The sequence below is a fragment of the Pseudomonas sp. TE36184 genome (assembly GCF_054060055.1).
In genome coordinates, this window is sequence record NZ_JBSSCU010000001.1 from 4,896,482 (window position 1) to 4,919,662 (window position 23,181).

Sequence of the window (23,181 nt, forward strand, 5' to 3'; positions counted from 1 at the left end):
GCGGCTTATGAAAAACCTGTCGAGTAATACGCCTGCGGTTTCCATCCGGTCTCGCCGCCCCACGCTGCTCATCGGGTTTGCGACCCTGTGGAGCTTGCCCGGCCTGGCTCCAGCGCTCGAGTTGGGCGAGGGTTTCGACCTCGCGGCACTGACCACCCACGGTATTGACCCGAAGGTCTCCGACTACTTCCGCAGTGCGGCGCGTTTTCGCGAAGGCGTCCAGGTGGTGGGGCTGCGGGTCAACGGGAACCCGCTCGGGTCAGTCGATGCGCGGTTCGACGCACAGGGGCAATTGTGTTTCACCCCGGGCTTGCTCGAGAAAGCCGGGTTGGTGCAGCCCCGCGCCGTTGTCCGCAAAGGCGCGTCACCGGACCAGGCCTGCCATGACTTTCTGGGCGCCTTCCCGACGACGATGGTTCGGCTCCGGCCCGGCATCGATGAGGTGGCACTGGTGGTGCCGACCCAGTCATTGCGTGAACCCCAGTGGGAGGCCGGGGACTTTGCCCAGGGTGGCGCAGCGGCGATGTTCAACTATGACGTGCTGGGTTTCGATAACCGTTCGCGCAGTGAGTCCAGCCGGTTCGTGTCGGCCTACACCGAAGCAGGCTTCAACCTGGGCGACTGGATTGTCCGCAGCCGCCAATTCTATGTGTCCGACAATGGCGACGCGCGCACCGAACACCTGTACGCCTTCGCCCAGCGGGATCTGGCCGCGCTGCGATCGACGTTCCAGGTGGGCCAGCTCTCCAGCAACAATCCGCTGTTTGGCGGCATCCAGTTGTCCGGTGTGCAGTTTTCCCCCGATGGCCAGTCGCGGGTGCCGGCGGGCGGCAATAATGCGGTGGTCGAGGGGCTGGCCCAGAGTCAATCGCGGATTGAAGTGCGCCAGTCCGGCGTGCTGATCCATAGCACGCTGGTGCCCGAAGGCCCCTTCCGGCTGACCGGGTTGCCTTTGCTCAATGGCACCAGCGACCTCGAAGTCAGCGTGATCGATGTACGCGGCGCCAAGCGCAGTTTCGTGGTGCCGGCGGCTTCGTTCGCGGGGGCAGCCCCGGCGGCGCCCGGCTACTATTTTTCGCTCGGCAAGGTGCGCGAAAACAACGACGCGCAGGCGCCGTCGCCGGTGGTCGCCATGGGCAGCGGCACCTGGGGCCTGGGGCGTGATTCGTCGGCGGGGTTTGGCTTATTGAGCACCGATGAATACTGGTCGGCAGGCGGCACCCTGAGCAGCGTCTTTTTCCAACGGGTTGCGGTTGGCGCTCGCCACAATGTGTCCCGAGACGGCCGTAACGCGGTGTCGGGTTCGCGTAGCAGCGTGTCCGTGAGCAGCCCGGTCTACGCCAATATAGACGTCAACTTCAGCGCCACCACCCAGACCCGGGGGTATCGCGAGGTGCTTGAAGCGGGCCGCTCGTTCAAGGCCGACGAGTTGGGTTCGCGCTTCAAGAACCAGTACACGGCGGGCATGAGCTGGGCCGATCCAACCCTGGGCGCGTTCTCCCTGGGTTATTCGCGCAGCGCGCAATTTGACCGGCAAACGGCCGAACATGTGTTTGCTTCGTGGAACAAGTCGTTCAGTCACGTCGATGTTGCTTTGATCGCCGACTCGCAGGTGGGCGGCACGCGGCCACGGCGTGACGCCAGCGTTGCCGCCGGCCGGCGCGATAGCACGGTGGACAATGATCTGTCGGTACGGTTGCAGATCAGCGTGCCGCTGGGCGGTGATCGTCGTGTGAACAGCTACGTCAGCCGGCGTGGTAACCAGTCCCGCGCTGGCACGGCACTCAGCGAACGGGTCAATGACTATGTGAATTACGAGGTGGGTGTCGAGCGCGACCTCAGCGCCCGCGAACAAGCGGTTCGCGGCCATGTGGACCTGCTGCCGCGCTACACCCGCGTCGGCCTGGGCGTCAGCCGAGATGCCCAGGGCACCGGTTATACGGGGCAACTGCAAGGCGGCATCGTCGCGCACGAAAACGGCCTGACCTTCTCGCCCTATCCCGTGCAGGACACGTTCGGCATCGTCTCCGTGGGGGATATCGGCTCCGCGAAAGTCGAAACCCCCCAGGGGCCGGTGTGGACCGACTTCACCGGGCAGGCCGTGATTGCCGGCTTGCCCGCGTATGCCAACAGCCGCGTCGAAGTGCAGACGCAGTCGTTGCCCAGGCGGGTTGACCTGAAGAACGGCACCCAGGTGCTCGCCGCCGGTCGCGGGTCCTTCAATACCGTCGCGTTCGATGTGGTGACAGTGCGCCGCGTGTTGCTCACCGCCAGCGATCAGCACGGTCAGCGGTTGCCCCAGGGCGCGTCGGTATTCGGCCAGGATGGCCGCTTCCTCACCAGTGTGGTGGGCGAGGGCATGATTTTCCTGAATGACGTCAATGAGTCGCAAAGCCTGCGGGTTTCGTTGCCGGACTCTTCCACCTGCCAACTGAGCCTTGACCCCGGAACCCAGCCTGACCATGACAAGTTCTATGAGACCACGACGGCGGTGTGCCATGGCCGCTAAGTGGAGAAGCGCGGGCGTCGTCCTGTTCTGCGCGCTGTTGATGGCCCAGGGCGTGCGCGCTGAAAACTGCCGGTTGTCCGTGAGCCAGCCGCGCCTCGACTATGGCGTCATTCGCAGGGAGGCCGTCGTCCAAAGCACCTCCGTGGCCCTCGGCACCCGCACGCTGCACCTGAACGTCGTGTGTACGCAGCCTTCGATGATAGCGTTGCGCTTCATCGGTGCGGCGGATGGGCAAGGTTTCCGGTTTGACCGCCAGGGGCGTATGCGCCTGAGTCTCAAGCATGCCCAGGTCGATGGGCGCGCCGTCGAGTGGGGGGTGGCGCACTTGCCCGGTGAAACCGTCAGCGGGGCGTTGTTGCCGGGCCAGGTCCTGGTGGCACGCGCAGCAGGTCAAGCGCTGGTCGGCCAGCGCCTGACGGCCCAGGTCGATGTCGATATCGACCTGCCTTCCGATGCCCTGCAGGTCCGCGATGAAACGCGGCTGGAGGGGCGGGGCACCTTCGAGCTGGTCAGCCCGGCTGCCCCACCGAGCCGATGAAGTTGGCCAGTTCGGGGGTGCGGGGGTTGGCGAACAGCGCCTGGGGCGGGCCCACTTCATGCACCTTGCCCTGGTGCATGAACACCAGTTTGTCCCCGACTTCGCGGGCGAAACGCATTTCGTGGGTCACCATGATCAGGGTCATGCCGTCCTTGGCCAGTTGGCGCACCACGCTAAGCACTTCATTGACCAGTTCCGGGTCCAGCGCCGAGGTGATCTCGTCGCACAGCAGTACTTTGGGCGACATGGCCAGGGCGCGGGCTATCGCGACGCGTTGTTGCTGGCCACCGGACAGGCGATCAGGGAAGGCGTCGAACTTCTCGCCCAGGCCGACCCGTTCCAGCATCTGCCGCGCCAACTGGGCGGCCTTGGCCTTGGGCACTTTCTGTACCACCTGCGGCGCGAGCATGACGTTTTCGCCCACCGTCAGGTGCGGGAACAGGTTGAACTGCTGGAACACCATGCCGACTTTCTGCCGCAGGCTGCGCAGGTCGGCGCGGGCGGCGTCGAGGTATTCGCCGTCGACTTCGATCACGCCGTCGTTGATCGACTCCAGGCCATTGAGGGTGCGCAGCAAGGTCGACTTGCCCGAGCCGCTGCGGCCGATGATCGCGACGACCTGGCCTTCTTCAACGGTCAAGTCGATGCCCTTGAGCACATGGTGATCGCCGTAATACTTATGCAGGGCGGAAATTCTAAGCAGAGGCATGCAGTCTCCTTTCCAGGTAGCGCGCACTGAGGGACAAGGGGTAGCAGAGCAGGAAGTAACCGAGGGCCACCAGGCCGTAGACCATAAAGGGCTCGAACGTGGCGTTGGCGAGCATGCCGCCGGTCTTGGTCAGTTCGGTGAAGCCGATGATCGAGGTCACCGCGGTGCCTTTGACCACTTGCACCGAGAACCCCACGGTAGGCGCCACGGCAATCCGCAGGGCCTGGGGCAGGATCACGTAGCGCAGCTGTTCCAGCGGGCTCAGGGCCAGGCTGGCCGAGGCTTCCCACTGCCCGTGGGCGATGGAGTCGACGCAGCCGCGCCAGATCTCGGCGAGGTAGGCGCTGGTAAACAAGGTCAAGGCAATCGCCGCCGCCAGCCAGGGCGAGATATCCACCCCGAGCAGGGCGACGCCGAAAAACACCAGGAACAGCTGCATCAACAGCGGCGTGCCCTGGAACAGTTCGATATAGGTGCGGGCGACATTGCGCGGGAAGGCTTTGCGGCTGATACGCATCGTCATCACCAGCAGGCCGATCAGGCCACCGCCCACAAACGCCACCAGCGACAGCAACAGTGTCCATTGCAGGCCGACGAGCAGGTTGCGCACGATGTCCCAGAAGGAAAAATCACTCATCGGCTGTTCCTCATGACAAACCGGCGGCCGATCCAGTTGAGCAACTGGCGAATCATCAACGCCATGCACAGGTACACCAGGGTGGTCAGGGCATAGGTCTCAAAGGCGCGGAAGTTGCGCGACTGGATGAAGTTGGCGGCAAAACTCAGCTCTTCGGTGGCGATCTGCGAACACACCGCCGAGCCGAGCATCACAATGATGATCTGGCTGCTCAGGGCCGGCCACACCTTGCCCAGCGCTGGCAGCAGCACCACATGGCGGAACGCCTCGAAGCGCGTCATCGCCAGGGCGGCGGCAGCCTCCAGCTGACCACTGGGGATCGCCTGGATGCCGGCGCGGATGATCTCGGTGGAATAGGCGCCCAGGTTGATCACCATCGCCAATACCGCCGCTTGCCACTCGGTGATTTTCAGCCCCAGGGAGGGCAGGCCGAAGAAGATGAAAAACAACTGCACCAGAAATGGCGTGTTGCGGATCAACTCGACATACACCCCGAAGAACCAGGCGAACGGCTGGATTTTCCACGCCCGCACCACTGCGCCGACGGTGCCCAGGGCGACCCCCAGGATTGCGCCGATCGCCGTCAGTTCAAGGGTGAACAGGGCGCCGCGCAACAGCAGGTCGGTATTGGCCAGCACCGGCACAAAGTCGAATTGATAGGCCATGAATCAGCTCCGTCGCGGGCTTCAGAGATCAGCAGGCAGAGGTTCTTTCAGCCACTGCATTGCATTCTTTTCCAGGCTGCCGTCAGCCTTGGCCGCCACCAGGATCTGGTTGACCTTCTCCAGCAGCGCCGGCTCGTTCTTGTTCACGCCCACGTACACCGGCGAATCCTTGAGCTTCACTTTCAGCGCTGGCACGCGTTTCGGGCTGCGCTCGCTGATCGCAACCATCACCACGTTGCCGCTGGCGATCAGGTCGACCTGGCCGGCCAGGTAGGCGGCGATGGTCGAATTGTTGTCTTCGAAGCGCTTGATCGTGGCTTCCTTGGGCGCGACGGCCGTCAGCTCGATGTCTTCGATGGCGCCGCGGGTCACGCTGATGGTCTTGCCCTTGAGGTCGTCGGTGCTGCTGATGGCGGCGTCAGGCGGGCCGAACACGGCCAGGTAGAACGGCGCGTAGGCCTTGGAGAAGTCGATGACCTTTTCCCGCTCGGGGTTCTTGCCCAGGCTGGAAATCACCAGGTCGACCTTGCCGGTCGTGAGGAATGGGATGCGGTTGGTGCTGTTGACCGGGGTCAGCTCCAGTTTGACCTTGAGCTGGTCGGCCAGCAGCTTGGCGGTGTCGATGTCCAGGCCGCGTGGTTTCATGTCGGGGCCGACCGAGCCGAACGGCGGGAAGTCCTGGGGCACGGCGACCTTCAAGGTGCCGCGGGCAACGATATCGTCCAGACCGTTGGCCTGGGCGGGTGCCTGGCTCAGCATCAGGCTGGCAAACAGGGCGGTGAGCAGGGCGCTGTAGCGCTTGGTCATGGGAACTCTCCGAGAAGGGCGAAGGGGCATTCTGTTTTTGCCCAGTGCACAGCCCATGCCATCCCGGCTCGGTTCGTCTGCAAGGCCGGGATTTGTTGAGCTTCGGTGGTCTTACTGGTCTGAACAGTGAGCGTGGCTTTCGCACCTTTTTCGAGCGCCGCCCAAAGCGCGCGAGCCCCTTTGGGGCGTGGCTTGCCGCCGGGCACGAATAGCTTTACAACTAGCCGCTCAGTTGTCTGGAACCTTGAGTTTTTTATGAATTCCATCGCCCAAGCGGTACCGGAAGCGGCCTTGCAGGCCATCCGCAAACTGATCAAGGAGCAAGGCTTCGGGCCGGGCGACGCACTGCCGTCCCAGCGCGACCTGGCGCTGCAGTTGGGCGTGAGCCGGGCGTCATTGCGCGAAGCGTTGTCGTCCCTGAGTGCCTTGGGGGTGGTCAGCGTGCAGCCGGGCAAAGGCGTGTTCGTGCAAGAGGCACAGGAGCCGCCGGGGTTTGCGTGGCCCTTCGCGGCCCAGGCGACGCCGCTGGATATCTTCCAGTTGCGCTATGCCCTGGAAGGGTTTGCGGCAGGGTTGGCGGCCGTTACGCTGAGCATTGATGAACTGGATAGCCTGGAAGAGAATGTCGAAGCCATGCGCAAGGTGCTCAAGGCCGGCGACTTCGAAGCGGCCGCGCGGCTGGACTTCGAATTCCACCAGCGCATCCTCCTCGCCAGCGGCAACCAGGCGATGGTCAGCATCCTGAGTGCCAGCGCCGAGGTGTTCCTGGAGAGCCAGAAGCTACCGTTCATCCGGCCAGAGCGGGCCATGGAAACCTGGCAGGAGCACCGCAGAGTCTTGCGCGCCCTGGCCCGGCGCGCGAGCGCGGCGGCGCAGAAAACCATGCAGGAACATGTACGTAATGCGGCGTTGCGCACCGGGATTGCTTTCGTGACTCCCGTAGCGCCGTGAGCGAGGCGATACCCAAACTCATGCGCCACCATAGCAAGACTCAATCAGAGGCGGCTTCCTGAACGAGGGAAGGGCAGCTATGATGGGCCACGTTTTTTTTGCTTACAATCCGGAGACATCCATGAGCAACGATCTTATCAAGCACGTCACCGACGCGACCTTTGAGGCCGAAGTACTCAAGGCTGCTGGCCCGGTGCTGGTTGACTACTGGGCTGAATGGTGTGGCCCTTGCAAAATGATCGCTCCGGTTCTGGACGACATTGCAGCCGAGTACGACGGCAAATTGACCATTGCCAAGCTGAACATCGACGAAAACCAGGAAACCCCGACCAAGCATGGCGTGCGTGGTATTCCGACCCTGATGCTGTTCAAGGACGGCGAAGTCGCAGCGACCAAAGTGGGCGCGCTGTCGAAGTCCCAGTTGAAGGCATTCATCGACGTGAACCTCTAAGCGCCGTCAAAAAGGCCCCGCAAATTGCGGGGCTTTTTCGTGAAACAGGGCTAGACGCTCCGAAACTCAGGTGGTACATTCGGCCCCGCACTGGTTTCTCCACTGCCCCCTGCAAGCCGTCGCCGACGCATTCCTTTTCGATTAGTACGCGATCCTGTCGCCTTCTCTGCGGCGCGGCCTCATTAAGCCAAAAGCTTAATTTCCCCCCTCCATAAATGATTACGTCATTCCTATATGAATCTGACTGAACTCAAGCAAAAGCCGATTACCGAACTGCTCGAATTGGCCGAACAGATGGGCATAGAAAATATGGCCCGTTCGCGCAAGCAGGACGTGATTTTCTCCTTGCTCAAAAAGCACGCGAAAAGCGGCGAGGAAATCTCCGGTGATGGCGTGCTGGAGATTCTCCAGGACGGCTTCGGCTTCCTCCGCTCTGCAGACGCTTCCTATCTCGCCGGCCCAGACGATATCTACGTCTCGCCGAGCCAGATCCGCCGCTTCAACTTGCGCACCGGTGACACCATCGTTGGCAAGATCCGTCCTCCGAAGGAAGGCGAGCGTTATTTCGCCCTGCTCAAGGTCGACACGATCAACTTCGATCGTCCAGAGAACGCGAAAAACAAGATTCTCTTCGAGAACCTGACCCCGCTGTTCCCGACCGTGCGAATGAAGATGGAAGCCGGCAACGGTTCCACCGAAGACTTGACCGGTCGTGTGATCGACCTGTGCGCCCCGATCGGCAAGGGCCAGCGCGGCCTGATCGTCGCACCGCCGAAAGCCGGTAAGACCATCATGCTGCAGAACATTGCAGCGAACATCGCACGTAACAACCCTGAAGTTCACCTGATCGTGCTGCTGATCGATGAACGTCCGGAAGAAGTGACCGAAATGCAGCGCACCGTGCGCGGCGAAGTGGTTGCCTCGACGTTCGATGAGCCGCCAACCCGCCACGTGCAGGTTGCCGAAATGGTGATCGAGAAGGCCAAGCGCCTGGTCGAACACAAGAAAGACGTGGTGATCCTGCTCGACTCCATCACCCGTCTGGCCCGTGCCTACAACACCGTGATCCCGAGCTCCGGCAAGGTATTGACCGGTGGTGTCGATGCCCACGCCCTGGAGAAACCGAAACGTTTCTTCGGCGCGGCGCGGAATATCGAAGAAGGCGGCTCGCTGACCATCATCGCCACCGCGCTGGTTGAAACCGGCTCGAAGATGGATGAAGTGATCTACGAAGAGTTCAAGGGTACCGGCAACATGGAACTGCCCCTGGACCGTCGTATCGCTGAAAAGCGTGTGTTCCCGGCGATCAACATCAACCGCTCCGGCACCCGCCGTGAAGAGTTGCTGACAGCCGACGACGAACTGCAGCGCATGTGGATTCTGCGCAAGCTGCTGCACCCGATGGATGAAGTCGCGGCCATCGAGTTCCTGATCGACAAGCTGAAAACCACCAAGACCAACGACGAGTTCTTCCTGTCGATGAAGCGTAAGTAATACGACGTTTCAGGTCCAAAAAAATGGCGTCCTTCGGGGCGCCATTTTTTTTGTATCTAGAAAGGGAGGTTTGAGCGCTTAAAGTGTCAGTTAAGAAACAAAAGGATGAGCGAGGCTACGCTCGTTCCCATTCGTTTCTGGCTGACTCTGGATTTATGACCATTCTTGCTTACCGAAGAGACATTGATGGCTTGCGTGCTGTCGCTGTCCTCGCAGTCGTGCTGTTCCACTTTGGCGTTCCGGGTGTTACTGGCGGCTTTGTGGGGGTCGATGTTTTTTTTGTGATTTCCGGCTTCCTGATTACCTCGATCATCTGGCGCGAACGCCAGGCCGGGCGTTTCAGTTTCGTGGGCTTCTGGGCGCGCCGTGCCCGGCGTATCTTGCCGGCGTTGTTCGTGATGATGGCCGCGACACTGGCCGTGGGCTGGTTTTTGCTGGCGCCCAAGGACTATGAAGAGCTGGGGCGGTCGGCGCACTACCAGGTGATCTTCACCTCTAACCTGCTGTTTTCACGCCAGCACGGTTATTTCGATGCTGCCTCCGACATCAAGCCCTTGCTGCACACCTGGTCGCTGGCGGTGGAGGAGCAGTTCTACATCCTGTTCCCGCTGCTGCTGGCCCTGCTTTCAAGCCGTTTGAAACACTGGCGCCTGGCGTTGTTCGCGGTGCTGCTGGTGTCGTTTGGCATGAGTGTCTGGGCGGTTTCCCATCAGCCGCAGAAAGCCTTCTACCTGCTGCATATGCGTGCCTGGGAATTGCTGGCCGGCGCCATGCTGGCGGTCATGCCGAAGGTTGAGTGGCGCGCCTCGCCGCCCCTGGCGCAAGCGGTCAGCCTGGCTTCCCTGGCATTGATCCTGGCCGCCATATTCGGTTTCGACCGGCATACACCGTTCCCTGGCGCGGCCGCTTTGCTGCCGGTGCTGGGCGTGGTCGGGTTGATCTGGGCCAATGGGCAGCAAGCCACCTGGGTCGGGCGGCTGCTGAGTTCGCGGCTGATGGTGGGCCTGGGGCTTATTTCTTATTCCTGGTACCTGTGGCATTGGCCGGTGTTCGTGTACGCCAACTACGCAGCGGTTGATGGCTTGAGCGTGGCTGAATTGGCCGGGTTGATGCTGCTGAGCCTGGTGCTGGGTTATTTGTCCTGGCGCTTCGTGGAGGCGCCATTCCGGGAAAAACGTCTGCTGGCCGGGCGCAAGGCGATCCTGGCTGGCGCCGCGGCCGGCATTTTGTGCCTCGGCCTTACTGGCCTGGCATTGCGGGAAGCCGATGGCGTGCCGTGGCGCCTTTCCGAACAGGCATTGCGTTATGCCCAGGCGAAGAAGTGGAGCCCGGAGCTGACGGCCTGCCTGGCGGACAAGAACACCCCGGATGAGCGGCTGTTCTGCCATTTCGGCCCACAAAGCCACTCGGTGTCCGCGCTGGTCTGGGGCGACAGCCACGCCACCGCATTGATTCCGGCGCTGAAGGATGCGGCCAAACGGCACGATATCAGTCTGGTCCAGGCCAGTTTCGCCGGTTGCGTACCGTTGGACGGTCTGGAGAACATCACCCAGTGCGCGCATTTCAACCAGCGCGTCGAGCAGGCCCTGGCCGCACAGTCGTTCAGCGATGTGGTGCTGGCGGCGCGCTGGAGCCTGTACCTCTATGGGCAGATATCGGGCGACAAGGAACATGCGCTCAAAGACCCGGGCACCGGCAAGTACGTGCGTGCCGTGGCCGAGCAGCGTTTCGAACAGGGCCTGCGTGAACGCATCCAGGGGCTGCGCGCCGCCGGGCACCATGTGTGGCTGATCAAGGAAGCACCGCTGCAGGAAATCATCGTGCCGTACCGCCTCAGTCGCCTGGCCATGATGCACCGGCCGGTGGACGGCGAAGGGCTCCCCGTGGCGGAGCACGAGAAGCGCCAGGCCTTTATCACTCGACTGTTTGACGAACTGGCCGCCGCCGACAGTGGCGTCACCGTGCTGGACCCCGCGCCCCTGCTGTGCGGCGCCGACGGCCTGTGCCGGGTCGAGCTCGACGGCCGCGCGCTGTACACCGACGATAACCACCTCTCCGACGTCGGCGCGCGACACGTCCAGGCGTTCCTGGAACCGCTGTTCCGTTCGCTGCAATCACGGGGGCTGACGGCCAATTAAGCTGCCAGCCGTCCTCAGAGCAGGTAGGATGTACGCCTATTTTACGGGTGGCATGGTTAATGAAATTCAAGGATCTTCGGGATTTCGTGCAGCAACTTGAGCAGCGCGGAGAGTTGAAACGCATCCACGTGCCGGTTTCGCCGGTGCTGGAAATGACTGAGATTTGCGACCGTACCCTGCGCAACAAGGGCCCGGCGCTGCTGTTCGAGAACCCGACCGGTTTTGATATCCCGGTGCTCGGCAACCTGTTCGGCACCCCCGATCGCGTGGCCTTTGGCATGGGCGCCGAGTCGGTCAGCGAATTGCGCGAGATCGGCAAGTTGCTGGCGTTCCTCAAGGAGCCCGAGCCACCCAAGGGCTTGAAGGACGCCTGGTCGAAGCTGCCGATCTTCCGCAAGATCATTGCCATGGCGCCCAAGGTGGTCAAGGACGCGGTGTGCCAGGAAGTGGTCATCGAAGGTGATGACGTCGACCTGGGCATGCTGCCGGTGCAGACCTGCTGGCCCGGCGATGTCGGCCCGCTGATCACCTGGGGCCTGACCGTCACCAAGGGCCCGAACAAGGATCGCCAGAACCTCGGCATCTACCGTCAGCAAGTGATCGGCCGCAACAAGGTGATCATGCGTTGGCTGAGCCACCGCGGCGGCGCGCTGGACTTCCGTGAATGGTGCGAAAAGCACCCCGGCAAGCCGTTCCCGGTCTCCGTGGCCCTGGGCGCCGACCCGGCCACCATCCTCGGCGCCGTGACCCCGGTGCCGGACAGCCTGTCCGAATACGCCTTCGCCGGCCTGCTGCGCGGCAACCGCACCGAGTTGGTGAAGTGCCGTGGCAACGACCTGCAAGTGCCGGCCACCGCGGAAATCATCCTCGAAGGCGTGATCCACCCCGGCGAAATGGCCGACGAAGGCCCCTACGGCGACCACACCGGCTACTACAACGAAGTCGACAGCTTCCCGGTGTTCACCGTCGAGCGCATCACTCATCGGATCAAGCCGATCTACCACAGTACCTACACCGGCCGTCCGCCGGATGAGCCGGCGATTCTCGGTGTGGCGCTGAACGAAGTGTTCGTGCCGATCCTGCAGAAGCAGTTCCCGGAAATCACCGACTTCTACCTGCCGCCGGAAGGCTGTTCGTACCGCATGGCCATCGTGACCATGAAGAAGTCGTACCCAGGCCATGCCAAGCGGGTCATGCTCGGCGTGTGGTCGTTTTTGCGACAGTTCATGTACACCAAGTTCGTTATCGTCACCGACGACGACATCAACGCCCGTGACTGGAACGACGTGATCTGGGCCATCACCACGCGCATGGACCCCAAGCGCGACACGGTGATGATCGACAACACGCCGATCGACTACCTCGACTTCGCCTCGCCGGTCTCGGGCCTGGGCTCGAAGATGGGCCTGGATGCCACGCACAAATGGCCGGGTGAGACCACCCGCGAGTGGGGCAGGGTGATCGTCAAGGACGAAGCCGTGACGGCGCGTGTCGATGCGATCTGGAAAGAGTTGGGAATAGATTGATGCGTGTGACCCTGCAACCTTCCGGCGCCGTATTGGAGCTGGTCCCCGGTGAGCGAATCCTCGAAGGTGCGCGCCGCCTGGGCTACGAATGCCCGCAAGCCTGTCGCAATGGCGTGTGCCATGTGTGCGCGGCGCTGTTGGTGGACGGCCGGGTGCGGCAGTCCGGTGAAATACGCGACCACGGGGAGTTCTACACCTGCATCGCCGAGCCGCTGGAGGATTGTGTGGTGTTGTGGGATGGCGTGCTGGCGCCGGGAGAGTTGCCGTTGCGCAAGTTGTCGTGCCAAGTGAGTGAATGCGTGCAAGTCGGTGGCGATGTATGGCGCGTGCGCTTGCTCGCCCCGGCCGGCAAGGCCGTGCGTTACCACGCCGGGCAATACCTGATGATTGAACGGGATAACGGCGAGAAGTCGGCGTTTTCCCTGGCTTCGGCGCCCCACGCCGGACGCGAACTGGAACTGCACGTGCTGGCCCGCGAGGACAGCGCGCGCAATCTGATCGAGCAATTGCAGCGCAACCGGATGGCCCGCATTGAGCTGCCGTTTGGCGATACCCACCTGGCCGAGCTGCCCGATGGGCCGTTGGTGCTGATCGCTGCGGGCACCGGCATGGCGCAGATGCACAGCCTGATCGAGCACTGCCGCGCCACCGGCTTCAAACACCCGGTGCATCTGTATTGGGGCGTGCGGCGTCCGGAAGATTTCTACGAGATCGAGCATTGGGATCAATGGCTGCAGCTGCCCAACCTGTTCTTGCACAAAGTGGTCAGTGACCTGTGCGGCTGGGAAGGACGCTGTGGGCTGTTGCATGAAGCGGTGTGCGAAGACATCCACGACCTCAAAGGCGTGCATGTCTACGCCAGCGGTTCACCGGCGATGATCTACGGCACATTGGATGCGCTGGTGGCTGCGGGCATGGATGCACACCAGATGCGCGCCGACGTATTCGCCTACGCCCCGCGGCCCTGAAACCTGCGCCGGCTCTGGTGGAGGAGCTGGCGTTGCTGTCAGAAACGCACGCCGGTCGTGATCATCGCCGCATTGAACCCCAGCAGCACCAACTCCGCCGCCACCGGCCCGTAATGGGTGCCCACGGACGGTATGATCACCGGCGCCACGCCGAAACGGTTCAACGGGATTTTGTCGCGGTACTTGCCGCGATAGCCCTGGATCGCCCCGCCGGTCAGTTTCAGATACACCGGATAGTCGGTCATGTCATAGCGTTTGCCCGCGTAGACGTAGTACGAGCGTTGGCTGAACGAGTTGCGGAACGTCGCCGCCCCATACACCAAACCTGACGCTTCATTGCGCTCCAGGCCAAGCAAATCCTGGTTGTTGTTGTGGTCCGGGTCGGGGGAGAAGTGCCGGGTGTAGACGCTGGTCTGCGCATACCAGAAGCCCTTGTCATCGTCGACGGGCGGGGTTTCGACAGCGAGAGCGGTGGTGGCCTGGGCCAGGAGCAGCAGGCCCGGCAATCGTAATTTTTTCATAGGTGCGACCTCGAGTAATCGGTGTGAGGGGTGACCGACTGAGTCGTGCCAGCTGCGCTATTTTGACGGTCAAGCGCTTTGCCGGGCTGAACCGGAGCTGAAAATACTGGGATTGCTTCTGGAGAATGCGGTGGTCGTTCAGCCTATTGTACTTTTTTGCCGTATGGTCACAGCAGCGCGTTTTATTACGGTAGAGTTGCTAACAATTGGTAACACATAGGAGGCGAGCCACTTTTCGCCATGACCGCCATCGAATCCGATCTTTTGCAATTGGCTTACCCTCCGCGGCTCGATCTGGGACCGCAACTCACGCACGAACAGTTGATGAACTCGATGCAGGCCACCATGGCCCGGCATAAGGGCGGGCCGGTCTGGCTATTCGCTTACGGTTCGCTGATCTGGCGGCCGGAATGTTCATCGACCGAGCGGGTTCGGGCGCGAGTCCATGGCTATCACCGTGGTTTGTACCTGTGGTCCCACGAGCATCGGGGTACGCCGGAGTTGCCCGGGTTGGTGTTCGGCCTGGATCGTGGCGGCTCGTGCAGCGGGTTTGCCTACCGCCTGCCGGAAGATCAGTTAGAAGCCTCGCTGTACGCCTTGTGGCAGCGCGAAATGCCTTACCCCTCCTATCGGCCGCACTGGCTCAGTTGCCGTCTGGAAGATGGCAGTCGGGTGCAGGCATTGGGGTTTGTATTGGAGCGGCACCTGCCGAGCTACGCTGGCAATCTGCCCGACATCGTGCTCAGCCACGTGCTGCAAAGCGCTTGCGGGCGTTACGGCACGACGCGCGATTATGTCGAGCAGACCGTCAACGCCCTGCGCAGCCACGCCATGCCAGACAAAAACCTGGAGGCGCGGCTCAAGCGTTGTGCCAAGGATTGCTCAGGCGATTAACGCGCCAAACGCAGGAAATATGAGCAAATGCATGTTCTTTACGAACATGTCGCGAATAGACAGGTGATGGTCGAGGACACCGCCCCTCCCACATTCAAGCGCATTTCACCTCGGCAGGCGGGTTTGCACGACCACCTTACCCACCGCCTTGCGCTGCCCCAGGTCATTGATCGCCTGGGCTGCCTGTTCCAGCGGATACACCTGCGACACCAGCGGTTTCAACTTGCCCTCGGCATACCAACCAAACAGCTGCTGGAAGTTCGCCGCATTGTCCTGCGGCTGGCGCTGGGCGAACGCGCCCCAGAACACTCCGACCACGGCCGCGCCCTTGAGCAGCGCCAGGTTCACCGGCAGCTCCGGAATGCGCCCGCTGGCAAAACCCACCACCAACAGGCGGCCGTTCCAGGCGATGGCGCGGATGGCCTGGTCAAACAAGTCGCCGCCCACCGGGTCGTAGATCACGTCGGCGCCGTTCCCGTCGGTCAGACGCTTGACCTCATCTTTCAGGCTGGCTTCGCTGTAGTTGATCAGCTCATCGGCGCCGGCGGCCTTGGCCACCGCCAGTTTGTCGGCGCTGCTGGCGGCGGCGATGACCCGGGCGCCCATGGCCTTGCCGATTTCCACGGCAGCCAGGCCCACGCCGCCGGAGGCGCCGAGGACCAGCAAGGTTTCGCCGGGCTGCAGGTTGGCCCGTTGTTTCAGCGCATGCATCGAGGTGCCGTAGGTCATGCTGAACGCGGCGGCGGTGTTGAAGCCCATGCTGGGCGGGATCGGCAGCACGTTATAGCCGGGCACCGCGACCTGCTCGGCAAAACTGCCCCAGCCGGTCAGGGCCATCACGCGGTCTCCAACCTTCAGGTGGCTGACCTTTTCCCCCACTTCACTGACCACGCCCGCCGCTTCGCCACCCGGCGAGAACGGGAACGGCGGCTTGAACTGGTACTTGCCTTCGATGATCAGCGTGTCCGGGAAGTTGACCCCGGCGGCATGCACGTCCAACAGGATTTCGTTCTTCTTGATCGCCGGGCTGGCGATGTCTTCCAGCACCAGGGTTTCGGCGGGGCCGAAGGCTTTGCACAGCACAGCTTTCATCGGACTATTCCTTTTGGTGTCGTGGCCGATAAGTGTAGGAGGGTATGCCCGTGGGTCAACGAGCATGCCCGGGCCTGATAAGTCGCCATAAGCTTGTGCTCTGCCTTGCTAGCGTTATGCTACTGGGCTACCGAATGTGAGGAATGAACTGTGAAAGCGTGGATTCTGTTGATGCTGGCCCTGACCTTGCCAATGGCAGCCCAGGCGCAAGAGGCGAAAGAAGGCGAGGCGCCGAAGGTCAGCTATATCAGCCTGGCCCCGCCGTTCGTGGGCAACTATGGCTTGGACGGTACGTCCAAGCTCAAGGTGTACAAGGCCGATATCGCTCTGCGTGTGACCGGCACCGACGCGGCCGCCGCCATCAAAGCCAACGATGCGTTGATTCGTAATCAACTGGTGGCGCTGTTCACCCAGCAAACCAACGAGACCATGAGCACGGTTGAGGGCAAGGAAAAACTGCGTCAGGAAGCCCTGAAGCAGACCCAGCAAGTGATGAACGACGAAACCGGCAAGCCGGTGGTGGAAGACCTGTTGTTCAACAACCTGATCATCCAATAGTCACGGCGCGACGATCGCGAGCAAGCCCGCTCCCACAAGGGAATGTGTTCCACCTGTGAGAGCAGGCTTGCCTGCGATAGCGGCCGGGCAGGCACCTCAAGACGCCAGGCTCTTGCGGAACCGCGCCAGCGCCACCAAAAAGAACAGCAAGCCAATTCCCGCCAGCGCCAGCATGTCCGGCCACACCACGCTCATGCCCGCATCGCGGAACAGGATCGCCGCGCTCAGGCTCACAAAGTGCGTCGACGGCGAGGCCTGCATCACCCACTGCAACCATTCGGGCATGCTGTCCAGCGGCGTGCTGCCGCCGGAGAGCAACAGCATCGGGATGATCACTGGGATTGCCAGCAAGCCGAACTGCGGCGTCGAGCGGGCGAGGGTGGCGAGGAAGATCCCCAGGGCGGTGCTGGCAAACAGGTACAGCGCGGTCACGAACAGAAACAGGCTCAGCGACCCGGCCAGCGGCACGCCGAGCATGCCCTTGACCACCACTTCCAGTGACACCCAGGTACACAGCACCACCACCAGCAGGTTGCTCCAGATTTTCGCCAGCATGATTTCCAGCGCCGTGAGCGGCAGCACCAGCAAATGGTCGAGGGTGCCATGTTCGCGCTCGCGCAGCAGCGCGGTGCCGGTGAGCACGATGGCGAGGATGGTGATGTTGTTGACGATCTGGATGACCGCGAGGAACCAGCCGCCCTCCAGGTTGGTATTGAACAGCGCCCGCGTTGTCAGCAGCGCCGGCGCTTTGCTGGCGGAGTCGGCCTGGCCGCTGTAGGTCAGCAGCTCGCGTTGGAAAATCCGTGAGATGTAGCCGGCGCCCATGAACGCCTGGCTCATCGCCGTGGCATCGACGTTCACCTGCACATCGGGCTCGCGACCGGCCAACAGGTCGGCCTGGAAATTCGCCGGTACGTTGATCACGAACGTGTACTGGCCGCTGTCCATGACCTTATCCAACTGGTCATATGCCAACGGCACGGGTGATTGGAACTCGGGCGGCTGCAACGCCTCGGCCATCTGCCGCGAGATCGCGCTGTGGTCCTCGTCGACAAACGCCACGCTGGCGTTGTGTACGCCAATCACCGAGCCGGCCGCGGGCATGTAGATCGCGACCGTGAAGGCGTAGAACAGAAACAGCAGCAGCACGCTGTCGTGGCGCAGGCTGGTCAGTTCCTTGATCCCCAGGCGCAGGATGTGCGCGAACTTATGCATCAAGCCTCCTGCTTCTTCAGCATGATCAGGCTAAGCCCGGTAAACCCGAGGAAAAACCCGAACAGCGCCAGGCACTGCGGCCACAGTTGCCGCAGGTCGAGGGCCTTGGTGAACGTGCCCACCGCAATATCGAGAAAGTGCCCCGCCGGAAACAGCGTGCCCATCACCGCCGCCGCACCTTCCAAGGACGAACGCGGCACGATCAGCCCGGAGAACTGGATGGTCGGCAGGCTGGTGATGATCATGGTGCCGAGGATCGCGGCGATCTGGGTGCGGGTGAACGCGGAAATCAGCAGGCCCATGCTGGTGGTGGCGATCACGTACAGCAGGCCGCCGAACGCCAGGGTCAGGCCGCTGCCCTTGAACGGCACGCCGAACAGCCAGCGGTTCATCGCGACCAGCACCGCCAGGTTGATCAGGCTCACGGCCAGGTACGGCGTCTGTTTGCCCAGCAGGAATTCCAGGCGGGTCAGGGGCGTGGCGTAGAAGTTGGTGATCGAACCCAGCTCCTTTTCGCGCACGATGCCCAGGGCGGTAAGCATCGCCGGGATGAAGGCGAGGATCAGTGCCATCACGCCTGGGCCGATGGCGTTCACACTGACCACATCCTGGTTGTAGCGAAAGCGGGTTTCGAGCTTGGCCGCGCCTTGGCTGTTCTGCGGCTGGCTGCTCAGCTCGGCCAGTTGCTGCAGGTTGGCCTGGTGGACCGCTTCTACATAGTTCCGGCTGGTTTCCGCGCGAAACGGCATGCCGCCGTCGAGCCAGGCCGCCACGCTGGGTTGGCGGCCGGCGTAGAGGTCACGACCAAAACCGGGCGGGATTTCCAGGGCCAGTTTGATTTCCGAACGTTGCAGGCGCCGGTGCAGTTCGTTGGCATCCTGGATCGGCGTTTGTTCGGCGAAATAGCGTGAGCCGCGAAACGCCTCCAGGTAGGCGCGGCTTTGCGGGGTCTGGTCCTGGTCGTAGACGGCGAAGGCGAGGTTTTCCACGTCCAGGGAAATGCCGTAGCCGAAGATCACCATCATGAACATCGCCCCGAGCAGGGCGAAGGCCATACGCACCTTGTCGCGCAGCAGTTCCTTGCCTTCACGGCTGGCCACGGCCAGCAGGCGCGACAGGCTGAAGCCGCGCTTGCTCACCGGCGGCGCGCTGGTTTCGCTGACGGTGGCGGTGGGCGCGGTAGGTTCGGCCTCGTCCTGGGCTTGCTCCAGGCACGTGACGAACGCGGCTTCGAGGGTGTCGCCGTGGAATTGCTGCTGCAGCGCGTCGGGCGTGTCGCAGGCGAGCACCTTGCCGGCGTGCATCAGGGAGATGCGGTCGCAACGCTGGGCTTCGTTCATGAAGTGCGTGGACAGAAAGATCGTCACCCCTTGTTCGCGCGACAGTTCGATCAGCAGCCGCCAGAAGTCATCCCGCGCCGCCGGGTCGACGCCCGAGGTCGGCTCATCGAGGATCAGCACTTCAGGACGATGCAGCACCGCCACGGCCAACGACAAGCGCTGACGCAAGCCGAGGGGCAGTTCGCCCGACGGCTGTTCGGCCACCTCGCTGAGGTCGAAACGCTGGATCAACTCGTCGATCCGCTTGCCGCTGTCGACCTTGGGCAAATCGAACAACTGCGCGTGCAGCACCAGGTTCTGAAGCACGCTGAGTTCGCCATACAGCGAAAAGCTCTGCGACATGAAACCCACACGCTTGCGGGTGGCCAGGTCCTTGGCGTTCACCGGGTTGCCCAGCAACGTGGCACTGCCCTCGGTGGCCGGCATCAGGCCGGTGAGGACTTTCATGGTGGTGGTCTTGCCGCAGCCGTTGGAGCCGAGAAAACCGAAGATCTCGCCCCGGCCGATGGCGAAGCTGACTTTATCGACGGCGGTGAAGTCGCCAAAGCGCAGGGTCAGGTCGTGGGCTTCGATGGCGATATCGGTGTTGTTGCCTGCGCGCGGCGGGATGACCAGCGGCTGGTTGTCATGGGCGCTGTCGCCCTGGAAGTGGGTGAAGGCTTCGTCCAGTTTGCCGCTGGGGGTCACTGCCGCCAGCTCACTGCTCAAACCGTCGGCGATCAGTTTGCCGCGGTCGAGCATCAGGCAATGTTCAAACTGCTCGGCCTCTTCCATGTAGGCCGTGGCCACCAGCAGCGTCAGTTGCGGGCGCTCGCTGCGCACGGTTTCGACCAGCTCCCAGAAGCGCCGACGGGACAGCGGGTCGACCCCGGTGGTGGGCTCGTCGAGGATCAGCAGGTCCGGGTCGTGGATCAGCGCGCAGCACAGGCCGAGTTTCTGCTTCATCCCGCCGGAGAGTTTGCCAGCCGGCCGTTCGGCGAAGCGCTCGAGGTCGGTGGCCAGCAGCAGGTTGTGCATGCGCTGGTCGCAATCGGCTTTGGACAGGCCGAACAGCGTCGCAAAGAAGCGGATGTTTTCGCGGATGGACAGTTCGGGGTACAGGTTGCCGCCCAGGCCTTGAGGCATGAAGGCGATGCGCGGGTACAGGCTGTTGCGGTGGCGGCGGTTGGCGATGGAGCCGCCGAGCACCTCCAGTTGGCCGTCCTGGAGTTTTTTAACCCCGGCGATCAAGCCCAGCAGGCTCGACTTGCCGGCGCCATCCGGGCCGATCAGCCCGCAGCGCGTGCCGGCGGGCAAGCTGAAGGCGATATCGACCAGCGCCTGTTGTTTGCCGTAGCGGTGCTGGATGCCGGTGGCGTGCAGCGCCAGATCGGTCATTGCAGGTTGGCCGGCCATGGGATGTCAGCCGTGCGAATGTAGCCGGCGCCGGGCATGCCCGGTTTGGCCTGCGGCACGGCGCTGGGTTGGGTCAGGCGCAATTTGACGCGGAATACCAGTTTCTGGCGTTCATCGCGGGTCTCCACCTCTTTGGGGGTGAACTGCGATTTGGCCGCGACGAAGCTGATTTTGGCCGGCAGCGATTGGCCGGGGAGCGCGTCGAGGAGGATGCGCGCATCGCTGCCGACGGTCAGGGCGCCGGTCACCGAGGCGGGCAGGTAGAGGTTCATGTACTGATCCTCGGGGTCGATCAGCAGCAATACGCGCCCGCCGGCGCCGAGCACTTCGCCCGGCTCGGCCAGGCGCAGCTGGATAATGCCGTCGATGGGCGCGCGCAGGCTGCTGTCGTCGATTTCGCTGGTGAGCTGCGCCACCTGGGCCTGGGCGGCGCCGATGGCGGCCTTGGCCGAATTGACCTGGGCCTGGGCGGCGACCACGGCCGCATTCCCGGTGTTCTGGCGGGCCTGCTGTTGGTCGATCAGTTGGCCACTGGCGAAGCCGCGTTTGTACAGCTCCTGGGTCCGCTGGAGTTCCTGGTGGGCAAGCAGTTGTTCGCTCTGACGCAATTGCACATTGGCCTCTGCGGCGGCGAGGTTTTCCCTGGCCCGCAGCACTTCGGCTTCGGCCTGGGCGCGCTGGGCTTCCAGAGTGCGGGTGTCCATGCGCGCGAGCAGTTGGCCCTTGAGTACCTTGTCGCCTTCATCCACCCGCACTTCTTCCAGACGCCCAGGGATCTTGGCGGCGATCTGCACTTCGGTGGATTCCAGGCGGCCATTACCCATGCTCAAGCCTTCGGGCAGGCGGTCCTGGGTGGATTTCCAGTAACCGAAACCGCCAGCGGCGAGCAGCAACACAATCAGGAGGGTGGCAAACAGCTGGGAGGTGCGGTGGTTCGTGGACATAGATGCTTCCTGCGGTGTTAGCGTCCTAGTCTGACGGGTTCGGCCCGAGGGCGCTTGATGCGGGTCAAATGAAGCGCAAGCCTAACCCGGTTGCGCTGCAGATGCATGCGTCGGGCGCGTGACTGCAAGGTTCTGCGGTTCAGCCCAGCGCGAGGACCGCCGACCATTGCTCGGCGGTCACCGGCATCACTGACAGACGGCTGCCTTTTTGCACCAGGGGCAGTTCGGCCAGGGCGGTTTGCTGCTTCAGATAACCCAGGCCGAGCACCTTGGGAAACGTCTGGACGTGGGCCACGTCGATCGCGCTCCACGGGTTTTTGTCCGGGCTGGCCTTGGCGTCGAAATAGTGGCTGGAAGGTTCCAGCGCGGTGGGGTCGGGATACGCCGCCACGACGATTTTGCCGATGCCGGCAATGCCAGGCTCGGGGCAGCTGGAGTGGTAGAAGAAAAACTCATCGCCCACCGCCATCGCACGCAGAAAGTTGCGTGCCTGATAGTTGCGAACCCCGTCCCATCGCGCTTCGCCGAGGTGTTCCAGGCCGGTGATGGAGAGTTCGTCGGGCTCGGATTTCATCAGCCAGTAGGCCATTGGGGGGCTCCTGAAAAAGGCGTTGGACAGGTTGTGGGGCAATTGCATGACAAACCGACGGTCGGTTGGCGTCAAGGTTTGCGTGTTGGTTCACGTTAACGCAGAATGCCGGGATTTTAAGCTTGACGCAGCTGCAACGGACTACTTTGGAACGTTGTTGTCATCGTGTACGAGGTGCCTGAAGGGGGGCAATCGATGCAACGCAAACCGGATTTACTATGGATACTGGTTATTTTGTTTGGTCTGGGCGTCGTGACCACCGGGTATGCGCAAAGCTTATGGTCGAACAAGACCGATGCGCCCGTTGAACTGACCCAGCAGCCGCTACAACCGTTCAAGCGTTAACCCTTCTTCAGGGCGTCGCGGGTTCCAGCGACGCCTGTGCGATATACCACTGCTTATCGGTGACGGTGCCCGCCAACGGCACATCCCAACTCGCCTGCACCAGCCGTTCGACTTTCTGGCATTCATGGGCCAGGCCCAGCAGCGTCGGCTTGCGCCAGTGCTGGCGGCGCGCCAGGTAAGCCAGGCTGCGGTCATAAAAACCGCCACCCATGCCCAGCCGTCCCCCCGCGTCATCGAACCCCACCAACGGCAATAGCACCAGGTCCAGCGCCAAGACCTTGCGCTGGCGGCGAACATTCACCCGTGGTTCGAGAATGCGAAAGCGATTGGGCTGCAACGTCTCCCCGGGGCGAACGCGCTGGAACACCATCTTGGTCCGTGGCCAGGCGCTGAGCACCGGCAGGTAAGTGGCCTTGCCCCGCCGCTGAGCCGCACGCAGCAGCAAGCGCGGATCGATTTCACCGTCCGTCGGCAGATACAGGGAAATATGCTTGGCCCGGCGAAACAGCGGGTGCTGTGCCAGTTGCCGATACACGCCTTGGGCGGCTTTTCGCTGCTCGTTTGGCGTGAGTGCGCGGCGGGCGTTGCGCAACATGCGTCGAAGTTGCGGACGGGAAAGCGGCGCAGGTTCGGTCATGGTTTTTCGGCTCATAAAACAATGCCAGTCCTGGGACTGGCATTGAGTTTGGGATTCAGGCTCCCCGACAGAACCGCTGTCGACTAAGCCCTTGAACCCGAAAGTTCAAGGTGGAAGAAGCAGTAGGCTTTAAGGCTTTCCGTCTAGCGGACATGCACACCAGCCAAACGTGCAACTTCCAGGGTAGTGCGAATCGGCTCCGGGACATCGCCGACTGGCAAGCACGCCAGGGAGTGGGGCGAGTATACCTTAAACAGA

General features: G+C 62.6%; 22 protein-coding genes and 1 other RNA gene. 11 read left to right on the forward strand and 12 right to left on the reverse strand.

The features are described from left to right. Positions 1-7: 7 nt before the first annotated feature. Positions 8-2,509, forward strand: a complete 2,502-nt coding sequence (locus tag ACVWZP_RS21930; RefSeq protein WP_457370155.1) for a fimbria/pilus outer membrane usher protein — start codon at positions 8-10, stop codon at positions 2,507-2,509. Continuing rightward, positions 2,499-3,047 (forward strand): DUF1120 domain-containing protein, encoded by a 549-nt coding sequence (locus tag ACVWZP_RS21935; RefSeq protein WP_057003996.1) that lies wholly within the window; start codon positions 2,499-2,501, stop codon positions 3,045-3,047. Before ACVWZP_RS21930 ends, ACVWZP_RS21935 begins: the two co-directional genes overlap by 11 nt. On the opposite strand, the gene ACVWZP_RS21940 is transcribed toward ACVWZP_RS21935, so the two are convergent. From ACVWZP_RS21940 to ACVWZP_RS21955, 4 genes are read right to left on the reverse strand one after another with little or no spacing between them, the layout of a single operon-like run. Beyond that, complete coding sequence (locus ACVWZP_RS21940; protein ID WP_017845136.1) at positions 3,019-3,756, reverse strand: amino acid ABC transporter ATP-binding protein; 738 nt, start codon at positions 3,754-3,756, stop codon at positions 3,019-3,021. The genes ACVWZP_RS21935 and ACVWZP_RS21940 overlap by 29 nt on opposite strands. Then, on the reverse strand, positions 3,743-4,393 hold the full coding sequence (locus ACVWZP_RS21945) for an amino acid ABC transporter permease (RefSeq protein ID WP_046381686.1): 651 nt from the start codon (positions 4,391-4,393) through the stop codon (positions 3,743-3,745). The genes ACVWZP_RS21940 and ACVWZP_RS21945 overlap by 14 nt, the downstream gene beginning before the upstream one ends. Next, positions 4,390-5,058: an amino acid ABC transporter permease gene (locus ACVWZP_RS21950; protein ID WP_046381687.1), complete on the reverse strand. Its 669-nt coding sequence runs from the start codon at positions 5,056-5,058 to the stop codon at positions 4,390-4,392. The genes ACVWZP_RS21945 and ACVWZP_RS21950 overlap by 4 nt, the downstream gene beginning before the upstream one ends. 21 nt (positions 5,059-5,079) lie before the next feature. After that, entirely contained in the window at positions 5,080-5,865 is a 786-nt protein-coding gene (locus ACVWZP_RS21955; RefSeq protein ID WP_046381688.1) for a transporter substrate-binding domain-containing protein, read from the reverse strand. Positions 5,866-6,120: 255 nt separating this feature from the next. On the opposite strand from ACVWZP_RS21955, the gene ACVWZP_RS21960 reads away from it, so the two are divergent. The 6 genes from ACVWZP_RS21960 to ACVWZP_RS21985 all read left to right on the forward strand — a co-directional run bounded on the left by ACVWZP_RS21960 (position 6,121) and on the right by ACVWZP_RS21985 (position 13,393). Beyond that, positions 6,121-6,816 carry a FadR/GntR family transcriptional regulator gene (locus tag ACVWZP_RS21960; RefSeq protein WP_079444908.1) on the forward strand — a complete coding sequence of 232 codons (696 nt, stop codon included), beginning with the start codon at positions 6,121-6,123 and terminating at the stop codon, positions 6,814-6,816. 121 nt (positions 6,817-6,937) lie between these two features. Continuing rightward, positions 6,938-7,267, forward strand: a complete 330-nt coding sequence (gene trxA / locus ACVWZP_RS21965) for a thioredoxin TrxA (RefSeq protein WP_301555591.1) — start codon at positions 6,938-6,940, stop codon at positions 7,265-7,267. Positions 7,268-7,501: 234 nt separating this feature from the next. Then, the gene (gene rho / locus ACVWZP_RS21970; RefSeq protein ID WP_017845130.1) at positions 7,502-8,761 is read left to right on the forward strand and encodes a transcription termination factor Rho; all 1,260 of its coding nucleotides are present in this window, start codon (positions 7,502-7,504) and stop codon (positions 8,759-8,761) included. Positions 8,762-8,916: 155 nt separating this feature from the next. After that, positions 8,917-10,899, forward strand: coding sequence for an acyltransferase family protein (locus ACVWZP_RS21975; protein ID WP_457370156.1), 1,983 nt, complete (start codon positions 8,917-8,919; stop codon positions 10,897-10,899). A gap of 59 nt (positions 10,900-10,958) precedes the next feature. Continuing rightward, positions 10,959-12,425, forward strand: a complete 1,467-nt coding sequence (gene ubiD / locus ACVWZP_RS21980; RefSeq protein ID WP_046381692.1) for a 4-hydroxy-3-polyprenylbenzoate decarboxylase — start codon at positions 10,959-10,961, stop codon at positions 12,423-12,425. After that, positions 12,425-13,393 (forward strand): CDP-6-deoxy-delta-3,4-glucoseen reductase, encoded by a 969-nt coding sequence (locus tag ACVWZP_RS21985; protein WP_017845123.1) that lies wholly within the window; start codon positions 12,425-12,427, stop codon positions 13,391-13,393. Before ubiD ends, ACVWZP_RS21985 begins: the two co-directional genes overlap by 1 nt. A gap of 38 nt (positions 13,394-13,431) precedes the next feature. On the opposite strand, the gene ACVWZP_RS21990 is transcribed toward ACVWZP_RS21985, so the two are convergent. Then, the gene (locus ACVWZP_RS21990; protein WP_017845122.1) at positions 13,432-13,914 is read right to left on the reverse strand and encodes a hypothetical protein; all 483 of its coding nucleotides are present in this window, start codon (positions 13,912-13,914) and stop codon (positions 13,432-13,434) included. 240 nt (positions 13,915-14,154) lie between these two features. Between ACVWZP_RS21990 and ACVWZP_RS21995 the strand changes: the two genes are divergently transcribed. Beyond that, positions 14,155-14,808: a gamma-glutamylcyclotransferase gene (locus ACVWZP_RS21995; RefSeq protein ID WP_017845121.1), complete on the forward strand. Its 654-nt coding sequence runs from the start codon at positions 14,155-14,157 to the stop codon at positions 14,806-14,808. A 105-nt stretch (positions 14,809-14,913) separates the two neighbouring features. Here ACVWZP_RS21995 and ACVWZP_RS22000 read toward each other — a convergent pair whose 3' ends face one another. Then, positions 14,914-15,900: an NADPH:quinone oxidoreductase family protein gene (locus ACVWZP_RS22000; RefSeq protein ID WP_017845120.1), complete on the reverse strand. Its 987-nt coding sequence runs from the start codon at positions 15,898-15,900 to the stop codon at positions 14,914-14,916. A 150-nt stretch (positions 15,901-16,050) separates the two neighbouring features. Between ACVWZP_RS22000 and ACVWZP_RS22005 the strand changes: the two genes are divergently transcribed. Further along, entirely contained in the window at positions 16,051-16,458 is a 408-nt protein-coding gene (locus tag ACVWZP_RS22005) for a flagellar basal body-associated protein FliL (RefSeq protein ID WP_017845119.1), read from the forward strand. A gap of 96 nt (positions 16,459-16,554) precedes the next feature. Here the strand turns inward: ACVWZP_RS22005 and ACVWZP_RS22010 are convergent, their stop codons facing one another. The 4 genes from ACVWZP_RS22010 to ACVWZP_RS22025 all read right to left on the reverse strand — a co-directional run bounded on the left by ACVWZP_RS22010 (position 16,555) and on the right by ACVWZP_RS22025 (position 21,941). Beyond that, positions 16,555-17,673, reverse strand: coding sequence for an ABC transporter permease (locus tag ACVWZP_RS22010; protein ID WP_057003992.1), 1,119 nt, complete (start codon positions 17,671-17,673; stop codon positions 16,555-16,557). Further along, positions 17,673-20,390, reverse strand: a complete 2,718-nt coding sequence (gene rbbA / locus ACVWZP_RS22015) for a ribosome-associated ATPase/putative transporter RbbA (RefSeq protein WP_457370403.1) — start codon at positions 20,388-20,390, stop codon at positions 17,673-17,675. Before rbbA ends, ACVWZP_RS22010 begins: the two co-directional genes overlap by 1 nt. After that, positions 20,387-21,352, reverse strand: a complete 966-nt coding sequence (locus ACVWZP_RS22020) for an HlyD family secretion protein (protein ID WP_046381694.1) — start codon at positions 21,350-21,352, stop codon at positions 20,387-20,389. Before ACVWZP_RS22020 ends, rbbA begins: the two co-directional genes overlap by 4 nt. A gap of 139 nt (positions 21,353-21,491) precedes the next feature. Then, positions 21,492-21,941, reverse strand: coding sequence for an EVE domain-containing protein (locus tag ACVWZP_RS22025; RefSeq protein WP_046381695.1), 450 nt, complete (start codon positions 21,939-21,941; stop codon positions 21,492-21,494). 195 nt (positions 21,942-22,136) lie between these two features. Between ACVWZP_RS22025 and ACVWZP_RS22030 the strand changes: the two genes are divergently transcribed. Then, positions 22,137-22,286, forward strand: coding sequence for a hypothetical protein (locus ACVWZP_RS22030; protein ID WP_090234720.1), 150 nt, complete (start codon positions 22,137-22,139; stop codon positions 22,284-22,286). Positions 22,287-22,293: 7 nt separating this feature from the next. On the opposite strand, the gene ACVWZP_RS22035 is transcribed toward ACVWZP_RS22030, so the two are convergent. After that, positions 22,294-22,923: a 5-formyltetrahydrofolate cyclo-ligase gene (locus tag ACVWZP_RS22035; RefSeq protein WP_457370404.1), complete on the reverse strand. Its 630-nt coding sequence runs from the start codon at positions 22,921-22,923 to the stop codon at positions 22,294-22,296. Positions 22,924-22,980: 57 nt separating this feature from the next. Next, positions 22,981-23,159: non-coding RNA, 6S RNA (gene ssrS / locus ACVWZP_RS22040), on the reverse strand. Between the last annotated feature and the right edge of the window lie 22 nt (positions 23,160-23,181).